This window comes from Polaribacter ponticola (genome assembly GCF_026191475.2).
Lineage (GTDB): Bacteria > Bacteroidota > Bacteroidia > Flavobacteriales > Flavobacteriaceae > Polaribacter > Polaribacter ponticola.
Window position 1 is genome coordinate 1654162 of record NZ_JAOSLC020000003.1, and the last position, 14967, is coordinate 1669128.

Genomic DNA, 14967 nt, shown 5'->3' on the forward strand with positions numbered 1-14967 from the left:
AAATAAATGATTTATTTAGGGTATACTTTTTCTTTTCTTGTCTTATATAATAAATCGGCTTTTGCAAATAGGCAAAAATTAATTTTACGTGTTTTATTTAAAACAAATATTTGAATTGAAAAATGCTACTTTTTCTAGTAGCATTTTTAAACAAAAAAACGAAACTAGTATTACTAATTATTAATAATAAAAACCTTACATAGTTATCATAATCGTATTTTAAAAAGTAAATATTTATGATTTTGATTGATTAATTTGTGTTTTAAGATTAAAACAGTAATATTTGTTTTATTAATAACTAAAACTTGAATCAATATGAAACAAAAAAACATTTTAAAATCATTGATGTTTTCTTTTCTATTTATGCTACCTCTAACAATGGTTGCACAAACTATTAAGGGAAAAGTAAAAGATGCTTCTGGAGAAGCTTTACCTTACATTAACATTTTAGTAAAAGGAACTGCTAATGGAACAACTTCTGATGATAATGGGGAGTTTAACATTACTGTTAAAAGTTTACCTGCAACATTAGTTGTATCTTCTATAGGATACAAAACAAAGCGAGTAAATGTAAAAGACAGTTCTTACTTAAACATTACTTTACAAGAAGGTAGTGAAGCTTTAGACGAGATTGTGGTTACAGGTAACAGAACAAAACCTAGAACTATTCTAGACTCTCCAGTGCCAATTGATAATATTAATGTAGCTGAATTACAAAAAAGTGGAAAACCTACTTTAGATAGAATGTTAACTTTTAAGGTTCCTTCTTTTAACTCACAAAATCAAGCAATTTCTGATGCAACTGCACATTACGATCCAGCAGATTTAAGAGGTTTAGGACCAAGTAGAACGTTAGTATTAATTAACGGTAAACGTAAAAACCAAAGTGCTCAAGTTTATTTAAATAGAACTCCTGGTAAAGGTGAAGTTGGTGTAGATTTAAAAAGTATACCAACAGCAGCAATTGAAAGAGTTGAAGTTTTAAGAGACGGAGCATCTGCAATATATGGTTCTGATGCCATTGCTGGGGTAATGAACATTATCTTAAAAAAGAATGTTGAGTATTCTACTTTTACATCAAAAGCTGGTATAACTTCTGAACATGATGGATTTAACCTTTCTTCTGATTTTAATACTGCTTTTAACTTTGGAGAAGGTGGTTTTGTAAATATTACTTTAGGTTACTACAAACAAGCCACAACTAACAGAGCTGGTTTAGTTCCTGTTTCAGACATAGGAAGCAACCCTTCTACTAGAGATCTTAATTGGTTAGCAGCCAACCCTAGAGCTGGTATGACTGTTGGACAACCAGAAATGGAAAAGAAAGACTTTTTTGTTAACATGGAGCATCCTCTTGGTGAAAATGCAACTATTTACTCTTTTCATGGTTATACAACTAGAAATGGGCAAAGTTTTGCCTATTATAGAGCACCATATTGGAGAGGTGATGTAGCTGGTTCTAACTTTATTACAAGAGATCCAGAAGATTTTATTGGCTACCAACCAACTTTTGAAACTAAAATTAACGACCATATAAATGCTGCAGGAATTAAGTTTCAATTAGCAGATGGATGGAATGCAGATGCAAGTGTTACATACGGTTCTAATGATGTAGATGTAAACGTAAACAACTCTGTAAATAGAGATTATTTAGCAGATCATGGAACTTCTCCTAGATCTTTTAATCCTGGAGGATATAGATTTACTAACGTTGTGTATAATTTTGATGTAAATACACAATTATCTGATCAAGTTGGTTTGGCTTTTGGAACTGAGTTTAAACAAGAGAGTTTTAAAGCAATTGAAGGAAATCCATTATCTTACTATGGTGCAGGTTCAGATTCTTTTGCAGGTATTAAACCAGAAGAAGCTGGAAAATGGAGTAGAAATAACTTTGCATTATTTTCTCAATTAGAATATGATGTAAATGATGCATTATTATTAGGATTAGCTGGTAGATATGAAAACTTTACTGATGCAGGATCTAACTTTTCTTGGAAAGCAAATGGACGTTATAAATTAGGTGAAAATGGAGCTATTAGAGCCTCTTACAGTACTGGTTTTAGAGCACCAACATTACACCAAACTCACATTACATTAAGTCAGTATATTATCGTTGCAGGTTCAAATGAGCCATTGCTACAAGGTACTTTAGCAAACGACAATCCTGCTGTACAAGCTTTAGGAGTTCCTAGCTTAACACATGAAATCTCTAAAAACCTGTCTGCAGGTTTAACATATAAATTTGATAGAAATTTTTCTGCTTCTATAGATTTTTACCAAATTAATGTAGATGATAGAGTATTATTTTCTTCTCAAATTGGTTCTGATTCTGATCCAAATACAACAAATCCTGTAGAGCAGATTTTAGAAGACAATGGAGTTGTTGCAGTACAAGTATTTATTAATGCTGGTGATACTAAAACAACAGGAGCTGATGTAGTTTTAAACTATAGGAATATAGAAATGGGAGAAAGTGGAAAACTACATGCTAGTTTTGCTGCCAACTTTAATAAAACTACTATTGATGCAATTAATACACCTAAGATTATAGCTGATGCAGGTTATGATATTTTTGACAGACAAGAACAAGGTTTAATCACTAACTCTAGACCAAAATCTAAAATGATTTTAGGGTTAAACTATGTAACTGATAAATGGGATGTTTCATTTAACAACACTCGTTTTGGTGAAGTAACTGTTACAGCACCTGAAGGAAGTACAGATCAAGTTTTATCTGCTAAGGTATCTACAGATTTAGGTTTTGGATACAAGTTAACAGATATGATTACATTTAACGCTAACATTAACAATCTATTTGATGTATATCCAGATGTAACTAAAGCTTCTACAGGTACTGCTCAAGCAGGATCTAGATTTTTATACTCTTCAGAAGTACAACAATTAGGACAATTAGGAACTAATTATAGTATTGGAATAAACGTTCAATTCTAATTAAATATTAAAAGTTCGCAAACATTTAAGAGCAGCTATATAGCTGCTCTTTTATATTTCAATTAAATCATGATTACTTATTTACAAGCTACTTCAAATAAAGAATTAGAACAAATAATAGCGCTTCAAAAAAATAATTTACCAGAAAACCTTTCGGATAAAGAAAAAACTGAACAAGGTTTTCTTACCGTAAAACATTCTTTAGTAATGCTTAAAGATATGAATAATGAGTGTCCGCATACAATTGCAATACACAACAACAAAGTCGTTGGTTATGCTTTGTCTATGACTAAAAATTTTGCCTCAGAAATAGAAGTCTTAAAGCCAATGTTTATTGAAATTTCTAAAAGCGTTTCTGAAAAAAAATATATTGTTATGGGGCAAATTTGTATTGATAAAAAATTTAGAAAAAAGGGCATATTTAAAGGACTTTATCAATTTATGAAAACCAATGTATGTAAAGATCATTTTAATATGATAATTACAGAAATTGATGTAAATAATATTCGCTCTTTAGAGGCTCATAAAGCCGTAGGGTTTAAAAAATTACAAGACTATTGTGTAAAAGAAAAAAACTGGCGAATTATAACTTTAAAAACTTAATATTTTTTTAATGAAAATGATTGTTCATTAAATTCTCCAAAAGTAAAATATTGAATCCAATCTCCAAGATTTATGTATATACTATTCTTTTGCAATACAATTTCTAATGGTAAATGTCTATGACCAAATACAAAATAATCATAATGCTTTTCTATAAGTTTCTTTTTACAATATTGAACTAACCATTCATTTTCATCACCTAAATACTTAGCATCTTCATCTCCCGATATCATTTTATTTTTTACAGACATATATTGCCCCAACTTTACTCCTAAATCTGGGTGAAACCATCTAAACATCCATTTAAACAAAGGAAATGTAAACACTTTCTTCATTCGTTTATAACCTTTATCTCCTGGTCCCAAGCCGTCTCCATGGCCAATTAAAAACTTTTTATTATTGATAATAAATTCTTGCGGTTCATGATAAACTGGTATGTTTAATTCTTTTTCAAAATAATCATCCATCCAAAGATCATGATTTCCAACAAAGAAATAAATTGGGATTCCTGAATCTTTAATTTCAGCTAATTTTCCTAAAACCCTAACAAATCCTTTAGGCACAACTGTTTTGTATTCAAACCAAAAATCAAACAGATCTCCCAATAAAAAAATTGCTTCTGCATCTTTTTTTATTTCATCTAACCAAGCAACAAATTTTTTTCTCTTGGAAAACTAGTTTCTTGGGTTGGCGCTCCTAGGTGCTGATCTGAAGCAAAATAAACTTTCTTATTTTGAGTAGTAGTTATCTTAATCATTCTTACAAAGAAAAGCTATTCTTGATTAGTTTCCAATTCTAACACTTTTTGTAGCATTTTATCATCTTTATGAATTATACGATAAAACCCAACATCTCCAAAAAGCACATTAGCTATAGAAGCATATAAATATTTCTTGATACTTTCTTTAGTTTTAAATGATGGTGTAATTCTATCTTTAATCTTAGATAAATAGGAGTCTAAAACAATTTCATCTGTATCAAAATCATTAACAAAATCATTAATATTCCAATTAGATAATTCTTTTCTTTTTCCGTCTACATAATCAAAAGCAAAATTATTTACAGAATTAAAATAAAAACTCGACATATAAGATGTAGTATCTATTGCTACAAAAAAATCAGGAATAATACCACCTCCACCATAAACAATTTTTCCTTTTGGAGTTTTAAATTTTAAAGAATCGATTACTTTAATGCTATCTCTATTTAATAATTCACCATTATTTACTCTATTCTCGTAATCTTTTCTATAATTCTTGTTTCCGTTTTTAGAATAAGGTTTCTGAATAGAACGTCCTGTTGGAGTATAATAACGAGCAGTAGTTAAACGAACGGCAGACCCATCTCCTAAATCCATTTCTATTTGCACTAAACCCTTACCAAATGAACGTCTACCAACTATAATTCCTTTATCGTTATCCTGTAATGCACCTGCTACAATTTCTGAAGCAGAAGCAGAATTTTCGTCTATTAAAACGTATAAGCCTCCTTTTTCAAAAGAACCTATTGAAGTAGCAAAAAACTCATCTACTTGTTCTTTATTATTTTTAGTAAAAACCATTAGTTTTTTATCCTCTAAAAATTCATCGATAATTCTATTTGCAATATCTATAAATCCACCACCGTTTCCACGTAAATCAAGTACTAAATCTGTCATTCCGTCTTCAATTAAATCATTTAGAGATAATTTAAACTCAGAATAGGTATTACGTGCAAAACGATCTAATTTAATATAACCAATAGAATCATTTAACATATATGCTAAATCAACACTTTTAATATTTACTTTTCCACGAGTAATATTTACAGTAAATAAAGAGTCATTACTTTTTCTATAAATTTGTAGTGCAACATTAGTATTTGGCTTACCCTTTAAATACTTAGGTACTGAGCGACTTCTATAATCTTTACCATACAAAGTATCTTTATTTGCCATTAAAATTCTATCTCCAGCTAAAATACCTGCTTTTATACTCGGCCCTCCTTTTATTGGCTGAACTACAGTTATAGAATCTTTTATCATTCTAAATTGTACACCAATACCAACAAAGTTACCTTGCATATTCTCTGTAACTGCTTGTAAGTTTTCTTTTGGTATATATACAGAGTGTGGATCTAGTTTACCAAGCATTTGAGTAATTGCTCCGTCTAGTAAATTATCTGTATTTACATCATCAACATAATCTTTTTCAATAAAATTAATGAGTTTTTTTATTTTTTGTTCTTTTGATCCACCAGTATTAAAAAAGGAAAATAAATTATTAGAATTACCACTAAAGAAAACACCCATGATAATACCTAAAACAACGGCAAAAGAAAAATAAATAGGTAAGTTATTTTTATTCATATGGTAAATGTTTTAATTCTACACCTGCTTTTTCTAAAAAATCGATCCCAGATGTATCTCTATAATTTTTAGCGTAAACTACACGTTTAATACCTGCTTGATGAATTAACTTACTGCATTGAGTACAGGGTGATAAAGTTATGTATAATGTAGCATTTTTTGCAGATTGTGTAGATGATGCTACCTTTAATATTGCATTAGCTTCAGCATGTAAAACCTCCCACTTAGTTACTCCTTCATCATCTTCACAACAATTATCAAAACCTGTTGGTGTTCCGTTAAACCCATCAGAAATTATCATTCTATCCTTTACAATTAAAGCACCAACCTGCTTTCTCTTACAATGTGATAATTTCCCCCATTCTAAAGCCATTTTTAAATAAGCTTTATCATATTTTAACTGTTTTTTCTCTGTCATAAAAACGAATTTAAAAAAGAATTATAAGTTTAACGTCCAATTCATAAGCGAATTTTTATTTATTACCAAAAGATGCGCTCAAACATCATTTTCATAGAAATCAATATAACAATAGATGAGCAAAAAATAATCCAATGTTTTCTAGTAATACTTTTAATATTTAAGAAAATTCTTCCAAGAATTAAAATAGCTAAAACAATAATAACTTGAGCCATTTCTATACCTAAAGCGAACTCCACCAAAGGGTAAAGTTTTTCTTCTTCTTGGCCAATCATCATTTTAAAATAGTTTGAAAAACCTAAGCCATGAATTAAACCAAAAAACAAAGCAAAAATTAAGTTAATATTCTCAGTCTCTTTCGCTTTTTTATTAGAAGTAATAATATTAATTACTCCTGTTATAAAAATAGTTAACGGTATTAAAAATTCGATCAAATCCATTCTTATACTTAAAACGCTATAAGCAGATAAAGCCAAAGTAACAGAATGCCCTATTGTAAATAAGGTTACCAACCATAATACTTTTCTCCATTGTTTAAAATTGAAAACTACCGCAAGAACAATCAAAAATAAAATATGATCATAAGCAGAAAAATCCAAAACATGGTTTAACCCCATTTTAAAATACAATACAAAATCACTCATATTAATCTAATTTAATAACTTTCTAAAAAACAATAAAACGTCAAATTCATGACAAATTTGACGTTTTATTTTAATTTATAAAAAACTTAATTCTTATTTTAACTTCTTTTTAACGGCTACCTCTTTATAAGCCTCAATTACATCACCTTCAGCAATATCATTGTAATTTTTTAACTGAAGACCACAATCATAACCTTTAGCTACTTCTCTTACATCGTCTTTAAAACGTTTTAATGAAGAAAGAACACCATCATGCACAACAATACCTTCTCTAATAATTCTCACTTGAGAATCTCTAAAGATTTTACCAGACATAACCATACAACCTGCAATGTTACCAACTTTAGAAATTTTATAAACTTCTCTAATTTCTACATTACCTGTAACCTCTTCTTTCATTTCTGGAGATAACATACCTTCCATTGCATCTTTAAGGTCATTAATAGCGTCATAAATAATAGAATATGTTCTAATATCTACTTCTTCTCTATCTGCAACTAATCTTGCATTTCCTTGCGGACGTACATTAAACCCTACAATAATAGCATCTGAGGCTGTTGCTAATAACACATCACTTTCTGTAATGGCTCCAACTCCTTTATGTAAAATATTAACTTGAATTTCTTCTGTTGATAATTTTTGGAATGAATCTGTTAATGCTTCTACAGAACCATCTACATCTCCTTTTAAGATAATATTTAATTCTTTAAAGTCTCCTAACGCAATTCTACGTCCAATTTCATCTAACGTTAATGTTTTTTGTGTTCTAACAGATTGCTCACGTTGTAATTGAGAACGTTTAGAAGCAATTTGTTTAGCTTCTCTTTCATCATCAAATACATTAAACTTATCTCCTGCTTGTGGAGCTCCATCTAATCCTAAGATTGATACTGGTGTTGATGGTCCTGCTTTTTTAAGTTTATTTCCTTTATCATCAAACATGGCTTTTACTTTACCACTGTTTTTACCTGCTAGGATATAATCTCCAATTTTTAAAGTTCCTGCTTGTACTAAAATAGTAGTAACATAACCTCTACCTTTATCTAATTGCGCTTCTACAACTGTACCAACTGCATTTTTATTAGGATTTGCTTTTAACTCTAAAATTTCTGCTTCTAATAAAACTTTTTCTAATAATTCTTCAATACCTGTACCGGTTTTTGCAGATATGTCTTGAGATTGAATATTTCCACCCCATTCTTCAATCAATAAATTCATTGAAGATAATTGAGTTTTTACATTATCAGGATTCGCGTTTGGCTTATCAATTTTATTAATTGCAAATATAATTGGAACTCCTGCTGCTTGAGCGTGAGAAATTGCCTCTTTAGTTTGTGGCATTACATCATCATCTGCTGCCGCTACAATAATAACTAAATCTGTTACTTGCGCACCACGTGCACGCATTGCTGTAAAGGCTTCGTGACCTGGTGTATCTAAAAATGCTATTTTTTGTTCACCTACGTTTACAGAATATGCACCAATATGCTGCGTAATTCCTCCACTTTCTCCATCTACAATATTTGCTTTTCTAATATAATCTAGTAAAGATGTTTTACCATGATCTACGTGACCCATTACCGTAATAATTGGCGCACGTAATACTAAATCTTCTGGATTATCTACAACCTCTACAATAGATTCCTCTACCTCAGCACCAATAAACTCTACTTTATAATTAAACTCTTCTGCAACAATAACTAATGTTTCTGCATCTAAACGCTGATTCATTGTTACCATCATACCAAGCATCATACAAGAAGAAATAATATTTGTTACAGGAACATCCATCATTGTTGCAACTTCACTTACTGTAACAAACTCTGTTACTTTTAAGATTTTATTGTCTAATGTTTGTGCTTCTAATTCTGCCTCTGTATGTTCTCTACGAGCATCTCTTTTATTTCTACGATATTTTGCTCCTTTTCCTTTCGAAGATTTCCCTTGTAATTTCTCTAGAGTTTCTCTTACTTGTTTTTGGATATCTGCTTCTGTAGGTTCTTCTTTTTTAACAGCTGCTGGTCTTTGATTACCTCTTCCTCTGTTAAAAGGCGGTCTATTTCCTTGACCTCCTCTATTGTTTCCCGTTCTACTAGAATTATTCCCAGTACTATTACCTGGTTTACTTATACGTTTACGTTTCTTTCTTGGATCTGTACTCGCAGCTTTTTTAACCTCAGGTTTTTTCTTCTTAGGTCTTTCAAACTTTTTTAAATCGATAGTTTTACCTGTAATTTTAGGCCCATCTAATTTCTTATATTGAGTTTTTATTGCCTCTGCATTTTCTGGAGTAACTTCTTCTGATTTTGCATCAGTTTTAGTACTCTCTTTTTTAGAATCTGCTTTTACTTCAACTTTAGAAGCCACTTTTTCTATTTCAGAAATTTTCTTTTTTACTTTAGGCTCTTCAACAACTGGTGTTTTTACCACAGGAGCTTTTACAACTGGTTCTGCAACAACTTCCTTTTCAACAACAGGTTTTTCTACTACTGGTTCTACAACAGAAGGTTTTTCAACAACCGGCTCTACTACCTCTTCTTTAGGAGTTTCTTCTTTTTCATCTGAAGAATTCTTTCCTAAATTATCGATATCAATTTTACCAACAGTTTTAAACTCTAACTTATCTGCTTTGGCTTTTAAAACTTCCTCTTTCTTAAGCTCTTCTGCTCTTTTCTTCTCTAACTTAGCTTCTAGTTCTAAACGAATAGCCTCTTTTTCCTTACGCTTTTCTGCACCAACTTCTTTCGAAGCTGCTTTTTTATTAGCATCAGTTTCAAAGCCATCTAGTAGCACTTGATAGACATTACCAGAAATTTTAGTAGTTGGTCTTGCATCAATTTCATGACCATTCTTTGCTAAATATTCTACTGCTCTATCAAGAGAAATGTTTAATTCTCTTAGAACTTTATTAAGCCTCATTGTTTTGCCTTCAGACATATATTATTTTTTAGCCTTTAATTCTGTAAAAATATGCTTTTTACTTTAATTCTTAATCCTGATTACTCTTCAAATTCTTCTTTAAGAATTCTTTGAACATCTATAATAGTTTCTTCTTCTAAATCAGTTCTTTTTACCAATTCTGCAACACTAGCATCTAACACACCTCTTGCTGTATCTAAACCAATTTTTTTGAATTCTGTAATTACCCAATCTTCAATTTCGTCTATAAACTCTGTTAACTCAACATCTTCTTCTTCTAAGCCTTCTCTCTTAACATCTATTTCATAACCTGTTAATTCACTTGCTAGACGTATGTTAACCCCACCTCTACCAATTGCTTTAGAAACTTCTTCTGGTTTTAAAAGTACACTTACACGACCTTTTTTACCATTTTTCTCTTCTTCATACATTTCAATTTCCATTGAACTAACCTTTGCAGGGCTTAATGCTCTTGAAATAAATAGTTGCTCGTTTTTAGTATAGTTAATAACATCAATATTCTCATTACCTAACTCACGAACAATACCGTGTATTCTAGATCCTTTTACACCAACACAAGCTCCTACAGGATCAATTCTATCATCATAAGAGTCTACAGCTACTTTTGCTTTTTCTCCAGGAATTCTTGCCACACCTTCAACAGTAATTAAACCATCAAAAACTTCAGGAATTTCTTGTTCAAACAATTTATTTAAAAATGCAGGAGACGTTCTAGACAATATAATTGCGGGTTTGTTCCCTCTTAATTCTACAGTTTTAATAACACCTCTTACAGAATCTCCTTTTCTAAAAAAGTCTGATCTAATTTGTTCGCTTTTTGGCAATACTATTTCATTTCCTTCATCATCTAACAAAATAATTGCATTATGACGAATGTGATGAACCTCTGCACTGTAAAGATCACCTTCTAACTCTTTAAACTGTTTAAAGATATTAGTACTATCATGCTCAAAAATTTTAGATATTAAGTTTTGACGTAATGCTAAAATGGCTCTTCTTCCTAAATCTATTAATTTAACTTCTTCAGATACATCTTCGCCTATTTCAAAATCTGGCTCAATTAATCTTGCTTCTGCTAATTCTATTTCTTCGTTATCATCTTCAGAGAAACCATCTGCAACTACCACTCTATTTCTCCAAATTTCTAAATCTCCCTTATCTGGGTTAATGATTATATCAAAATTATCATCAGACCCAAACTTTCGTTTTAAGGCAGCTCTAAAAACCTCTTCTAAAATAGACATTAATGTTACTCTGTCTATACTTTTATTATCTTTAAATTCTGAAAACGAATCAATTAATGCTATATTTTCCATTACATCTTTGCTTAAAATACAATCTTCACTTTTGCTTCTTTAATATCTTTATACGCTAAAGTTGCTGTTTTTTGTACAGTAACTTTTCCTTTACCTATTGGTTTTGGCTCTCTTGCTTTCCATGTTAAAACAATTTTGTCCTCATCCGCCTCTTGTAAAGTACCTTCTAATTCTTCTTCAGAAGTTTTAACTTTTAAAATTCTGTTAATATTTTTTATATACTGTCTTTTCAATTTTAATGGATGAGAAATATCTGGAGTAGATACTTCTAAAGAAAAATCCTCTTCCTCTCTATCAAAATTATTGTCTACACTTCTGCTAATTCTAATACATTCGCTTAATGGAACACCATTATCACCATCTACTACTACCTGAATTTTATTGTTTTCTGAAATAGATAAATCTATTAAATACAATGATTCATTTAGTGCTAAAGCCTCGTCTATTAAATCTTTTACCTTTCTTTGGTCCATTATAAATCTTAAAATAAAGTATAAAAATAGGGGACTTTTAGTCCCCTTCATTCTCTCATTTACTATGATTTCGGTGCAAATATACTAAATGTTTATGATTTACCAAACTGAGTTTCATCCAATTATTTTTTGTAACTTTAAAAACATCAATTTTTTAATTTAAACTTTTTATAGATGAAAAAAATTTTAGTCCCAATCGATTTCTCAAAAAAATCTGAATACGCTTCAAAAATGGCTACAAAAATTGCAAAAAAATCTAACAGTTCTATTTACCTTCTACACTTAATAGAAGTACCTACAGGAGCTGTAGACATGGGTAATGGTAGTAACTTTAGCATTCCAGAAGTTATGCTATATTTAAGAAAAGTGAAAGAAAGGGTCTTAAAATTTAAAGAAACTTTTTTTGATGATACTATTGATGTTCATCATTCTATATGGTTTCAAAAACCATTTGAAGGTATTTTAAAATATGCAGACAAAATTAATGCTAATCTTATAGTAATGGGATCTAAAGGACACTCGGAGTTTGATGAAATTTTAATTGGTTCTAATACCGAAAAAGTAGTTAGACGCTCTAAAAGACCTGTAATTGTTGTAAAAAAAGATGATAAAAAGTTTAAATTGAAAGATATTGTATTTGCCTCTAGTTTTAAAAAAGATAACCACGAGGTGTTTAGTAAGTTTTTAGATTTTGCGAATCAATTTAACAGTAAAATACATTTATTAAAAGTAAATACTCCTACTCAATTTGAAAGCACACAAAACTCTACCGAAAAAATAAAAGATTTTATAGGCGCTTATAAAATGCCCAAACACACAATTAACATCTATAACGATACTTCAATTCAAGGTGGAATTTTAAATTTCTCAAGAGATATTAATTCAGATTTAATTGCTTTAAGCACACATGGTAGGAGTGGATTATCTCACTTATTTTCTGCAAGTGTAACTAAAAAACTATCTAAAAAAGCACTAAAACCTATGTTAACTATAAAAATTTAAAATTAATTAGAACTCTTTTCTTTTAACAATGAAAACAAAATTGATCTAAAAATTGAAAGTAAAATACTAAAAAAGAAAGCTGTAAAAAAGCCTGAAACTGCAAAACCATCTATTAATTTATCTGCTAATAAAATAATAATTGCATTTATAACAAAGAGAAATAAACCTAAAGTAACAATTGTTGCTGGCAATGTAAAGAACACTAAAAGAGGCCTTACAAACATATTTAGCAAAGAAATTACTATGGCAACAATTATAGCTGTTGTATACCCAACAACTGTTACACCAGGTAGAATATTAGCTAAAACAATTACTGCTAAAGCCGTTAATAAAATTTTTAAGAAAGTTTTCATATATTAAATTTAATATAAATACATCTAAAATTATACCAAATTCAAAACACGGAAATTTTGTCATATACTAAAAATGAATCCTAAAATTCATTCGTAAAAAGAAACAAAGACTATTTTTTTTGTAGCTCCGCAGCTTTACGTTCTAATTCCGCTTGAAATTCTTCCATTACTGGTTTTACAGTACTTTCTGGAATATCTGCAACCTTTATATACATTAACCCATCTACTGCATTGTTAAACTTAGGATCAACATTAAAAGCAACTAATCGTGCATTCTGTTTCACATACTTCTTAATTAAAACTGGAATTCTTAACGCACCTGGTTCTATTTCATCAATAATTTTATCAAACTTTTGCATATCTGCTTGGGTAGCATCAAACACAAAATCTTTATCACCATCTTTTAACTTAACTTTAAACTCTTTCTTAGGATAAATGTACTGAGCAATATAAGGATCGTAATAATGAGATTTCATAAATTCTATCATTAACGATTTAGAAAAATCTGAAAATTGATTACTAATAGATACACCTCCCATTAAATATTTATATTCTGGGTAACGCAAAGTAACATGTACAATTCCTTTCCAAAGCAAAAATAAAGGCATTGGTTTTTGTTGATATTCTCCAATAATAAATGCACGTCCCATTTCTATGGTATTACTCATCATTTGATGTAGCTCTGGTTCTATTCTAAACAAAGTTTGAACATAAAAACCGTTAATCCCATATTTTTTGTAAATTTCTTTACCAAGCCCCATTCTATAAGCACCCACTAAACAATTAGCATCTCTATCCCATAAAATTAAATGATGATAATACTTATCATACTTATCTAAGTCTATCGATTTATTTGTTCCTTCACCTACATCTCTAAAAGTTATTTCTCGTAATCTACCTATCTCATGCAATAAATTAGGTACTTGTTTTGCATTTGCAAAAAAAACTTCATAATTTTTACTCTCTAGAAGTCTACCATCTTTTTCTCTTAATGCGTTTACTTCCTTAATAAAAGAGTCTACATTTTTTTGAGCTGTAATTTTTTTTGCAGCCTTTTTAATTTTAATATTCTGTGTAGAAATTAACTTATGTGCTTTTTCAAAAGGATTTGCTAACATGTAAGTTTTCTTCCTTATAAATTCAGAAAAAGCAGGAATCTCTTTGTACTCTTTTTGATCCTTAACAGAAATAGGTTTACCAATTCTAACTTTTATAACCTTACCTTCTTGAGATATTACTTCAGAGGGCAATTTAGCCGTTCTTAAAGTATCGCTAATCTTAGACAAGAAATAGAATAATCGACTATTTTTAGCATGAAAATAAATAGGAATTACAGGAACTTCTGCTTTTTTTATCAACCTAACAGCACCTTCTTCCCATGGTTTATCAACCTTTAATTTACCATCTTTATAAGTAGATACTTCTCCTGCAGGAAAGATTCCCAAAGGCTTACCTTCTCTTAAATGCAGCAATGCACTTTTAATACCTGCAACACTAGATTTTGCATCCTTTCTAGTTTCAAAAGGATTAACAGGCATTACATAAGGTTTTAATGGTTCTATTCTATGTAATAAAAAATTGGCAATTATTTTATAATCTGCTCTTTTCTCTATTAATAATTTTAATAACAAAACACCATCTATACCTCCTAAAGGATGATTAGACACTGTAATAAAAGCACCATCTTTAGGAATTCTTTTTAAATCTTCTTCCGGAATTTCGAATTTGATATTACAATCATCTAAAACTCCATTTAAAAAATTTAAATCAGATTTACCTTTATTATTATTGTAAATTTTATTGATTGCAGAAATACGAAGCACTTTTATAAGCACCCAACCCATAAATGTACCAATAAAACCAAGTTTCTGTAAACCAATTACTTGTGCAATTTCTTTAGAAGTTACTAATGCCAT

Annotated in this window: 11 protein-coding genes and 1 pseudogene; 3 read left to right on the top strand and 9 right to left on the bottom strand. The window is 29.9% G+C overall.

All coding sequences use genetic code 11. The features are described from left to right. Nucleotides 1–315: 315 nt before the first annotated feature. Complete coding sequence (locus N5A56_RS12690; RefSeq protein WP_265725774.1) at nt 316–2955, top strand: TonB-dependent receptor; 2640 nt, start codon at nt 316–318, stop codon at nt 2953–2955. A gap of 69 nt (nt 2956–3024) precedes the next feature. Next, nucleotides 3025–3558 (top strand): GNAT family N-acetyltransferase, encoded by a 534-nt coding sequence (locus N5A56_RS12695; RefSeq protein WP_265725775.1) that lies wholly within the window; start codon nt 3025–3027, stop codon nt 3556–3558. Here N5A56_RS12695 and N5A56_RS12700 read toward each other — a convergent pair. The 7 genes and pseudogenes from N5A56_RS12700 to rimP form a co-directional block, all read right to left on the bottom strand. Beyond that, nucleotides 3555–4315: pseudogene (locus N5A56_RS12700) on the bottom strand (UDP-2,3-diacylglucosamine diphosphatase). The gene N5A56_RS12695 and the pseudogene N5A56_RS12700 sit on opposite strands and share 4 nt — an antisense overlap. 15 nt (nt 4316–4330) lie before the next feature. Further along, entirely contained in the window at nt 4331–5905 is a 1575-nt protein-coding gene (locus tag N5A56_RS12705) for a S41 family peptidase (protein ID WP_265725777.1), read from the bottom strand. Continuing rightward, nucleotides 5898–6323, bottom strand: a complete 426-nt coding sequence (locus N5A56_RS12710; protein WP_265725778.1) for a deoxycytidylate deaminase — start codon at nt 6321–6323, stop codon at nt 5898–5900. Before N5A56_RS12710 ends, N5A56_RS12705 begins: the two co-directional genes overlap by 8 nt. A gap of 62 nt (nt 6324–6385) precedes the next feature. After that, complete coding sequence (locus tag N5A56_RS12715; protein ID WP_265725779.1) at nt 6386–6967, bottom strand: HupE/UreJ family protein; 582 nt, start codon at nt 6965–6967, stop codon at nt 6386–6388. Between the two features lie 93 nt (nt 6968–7060). Beyond that, nucleotides 7061–9904, bottom strand: coding sequence for a translation initiation factor IF-2 (gene infB / locus N5A56_RS12720; RefSeq protein WP_265725780.1), 2844 nt, complete (start codon nt 9902–9904; stop codon nt 7061–7063). A gap of 62 nt (nt 9905–9966) precedes the next feature. Then, the gene (gene nusA / locus N5A56_RS12725; protein WP_265725781.1) at nt 9967–11223 is read right to left on the bottom strand and encodes a transcription termination factor NusA; all 1257 of its coding nucleotides are present in this window, start codon (nt 11221–11223) and stop codon (nt 9967–9969) included. A gap of 11 nt (nt 11224–11234) precedes the next feature. After that, complete coding sequence (gene rimP / locus N5A56_RS12730) at nt 11235–11696, bottom strand: ribosome assembly cofactor RimP (RefSeq protein WP_265725782.1); 462 nt, start codon at nt 11694–11696, stop codon at nt 11235–11237. A gap of 174 nt (nt 11697–11870) precedes the next feature. Here rimP and N5A56_RS12735 point away from each other — a divergent pair, with 174 nt between their 5' ends. Beyond that, nucleotides 11871–12698 carry a universal stress protein gene (locus N5A56_RS12735; protein ID WP_265725783.1) on the top strand — a complete coding sequence of 276 codons (828 nt, stop codon included), beginning with the start codon at nt 11871–11873 and terminating at the stop codon, nt 12696–12698. 2 nt (nt 12699–12700) lie between these two features. Here N5A56_RS12735 and N5A56_RS12740 read toward each other — a convergent pair whose 3' ends face one another. Continuing rightward, nucleotides 12701–13051 carry a phage holin family protein gene (locus N5A56_RS12740; protein WP_265725784.1) on the bottom strand — a complete coding sequence of 117 codons (351 nt, stop codon included), beginning with the start codon at nt 13049–13051 and terminating at the stop codon, nt 12701–12703. 110 nt (nt 13052–13161) lie between these two features. Continuing rightward, nucleotides 13162–14967, bottom strand: a complete 1806-nt coding sequence (locus tag N5A56_RS12745; RefSeq protein WP_265725785.1) for a GNAT family N-acyltransferase — start codon at nt 14965–14967, stop codon at nt 13162–13164.

What these genes read in the sequence shown, in the direction of transcription:
- N5A56_RS12690 (WP_265725774.1), top strand. Translation starts at nt 316, where the DNA reads ATGAAACAAAAAAACATTTTAAAATCATTGATGTTTTCTTTTCTATTT.
- N5A56_RS12695 (WP_265725775.1), top strand. Translation starts at nt 3,025, where the DNA reads ATGATTACTTATTTACAAGCTACTTCAAATAAAGAATTAGAACAAATA.
- N5A56_RS12705 (WP_265725777.1), bottom strand. Translation starts at nt 5,905, where the DNA reads ATGAATAAAAATAACTTACCTATTTATTTTTCTTTTGCCGTTGTTTTA.
- N5A56_RS12710 (WP_265725778.1), bottom strand. Translation starts at nt 6,323, where the DNA reads ATGACAGAGAAAAAACAGTTAAAATATGATAAAGCTTATTTAAAAATG.
- N5A56_RS12715 (WP_265725779.1), bottom strand. Translation starts at nt 6,967, where the DNA reads ATGAGTGATTTTGTATTGTATTTTAAAATGGGGTTAAACCATGTTTTG.
- infB (WP_265725780.1), bottom strand. Translation starts at nt 9,904, where the DNA reads ATGTCTGAAGGCAAAACAATGAGGCTTAATAAAGTTCTAAGAGAATTA.
- nusA (WP_265725781.1), bottom strand. Translation starts at nt 11,223, where the DNA reads ATGGAAAATATAGCATTAATTGATTCGTTTTCAGAATTTAAAGATAAT.
- rimP (WP_265725782.1), bottom strand. Translation starts at nt 11,696, where the DNA reads ATGGACCAAAGAAAGGTAAAAGATTTAATAGACGAGGCTTTAGCACTA.
- N5A56_RS12735 (WP_265725783.1), top strand. Translation starts at nt 11,871, where the DNA reads ATGAAAAAAATTTTAGTCCCAATCGATTTCTCAAAAAAATCTGAATAC.
- N5A56_RS12740 (WP_265725784.1), bottom strand. Translation starts at nt 13,051, where the DNA reads ATGAAAACTTTCTTAAAAATTTTATTAACGGCTTTAGCAGTAATTGTT.
- N5A56_RS12745 (WP_265725785.1), bottom strand. Translation starts at nt 14,967, where the DNA reads ATGGCATTAGTAACTTCTAAAGAAATTGCACAAGTAATTGGTTTACAG.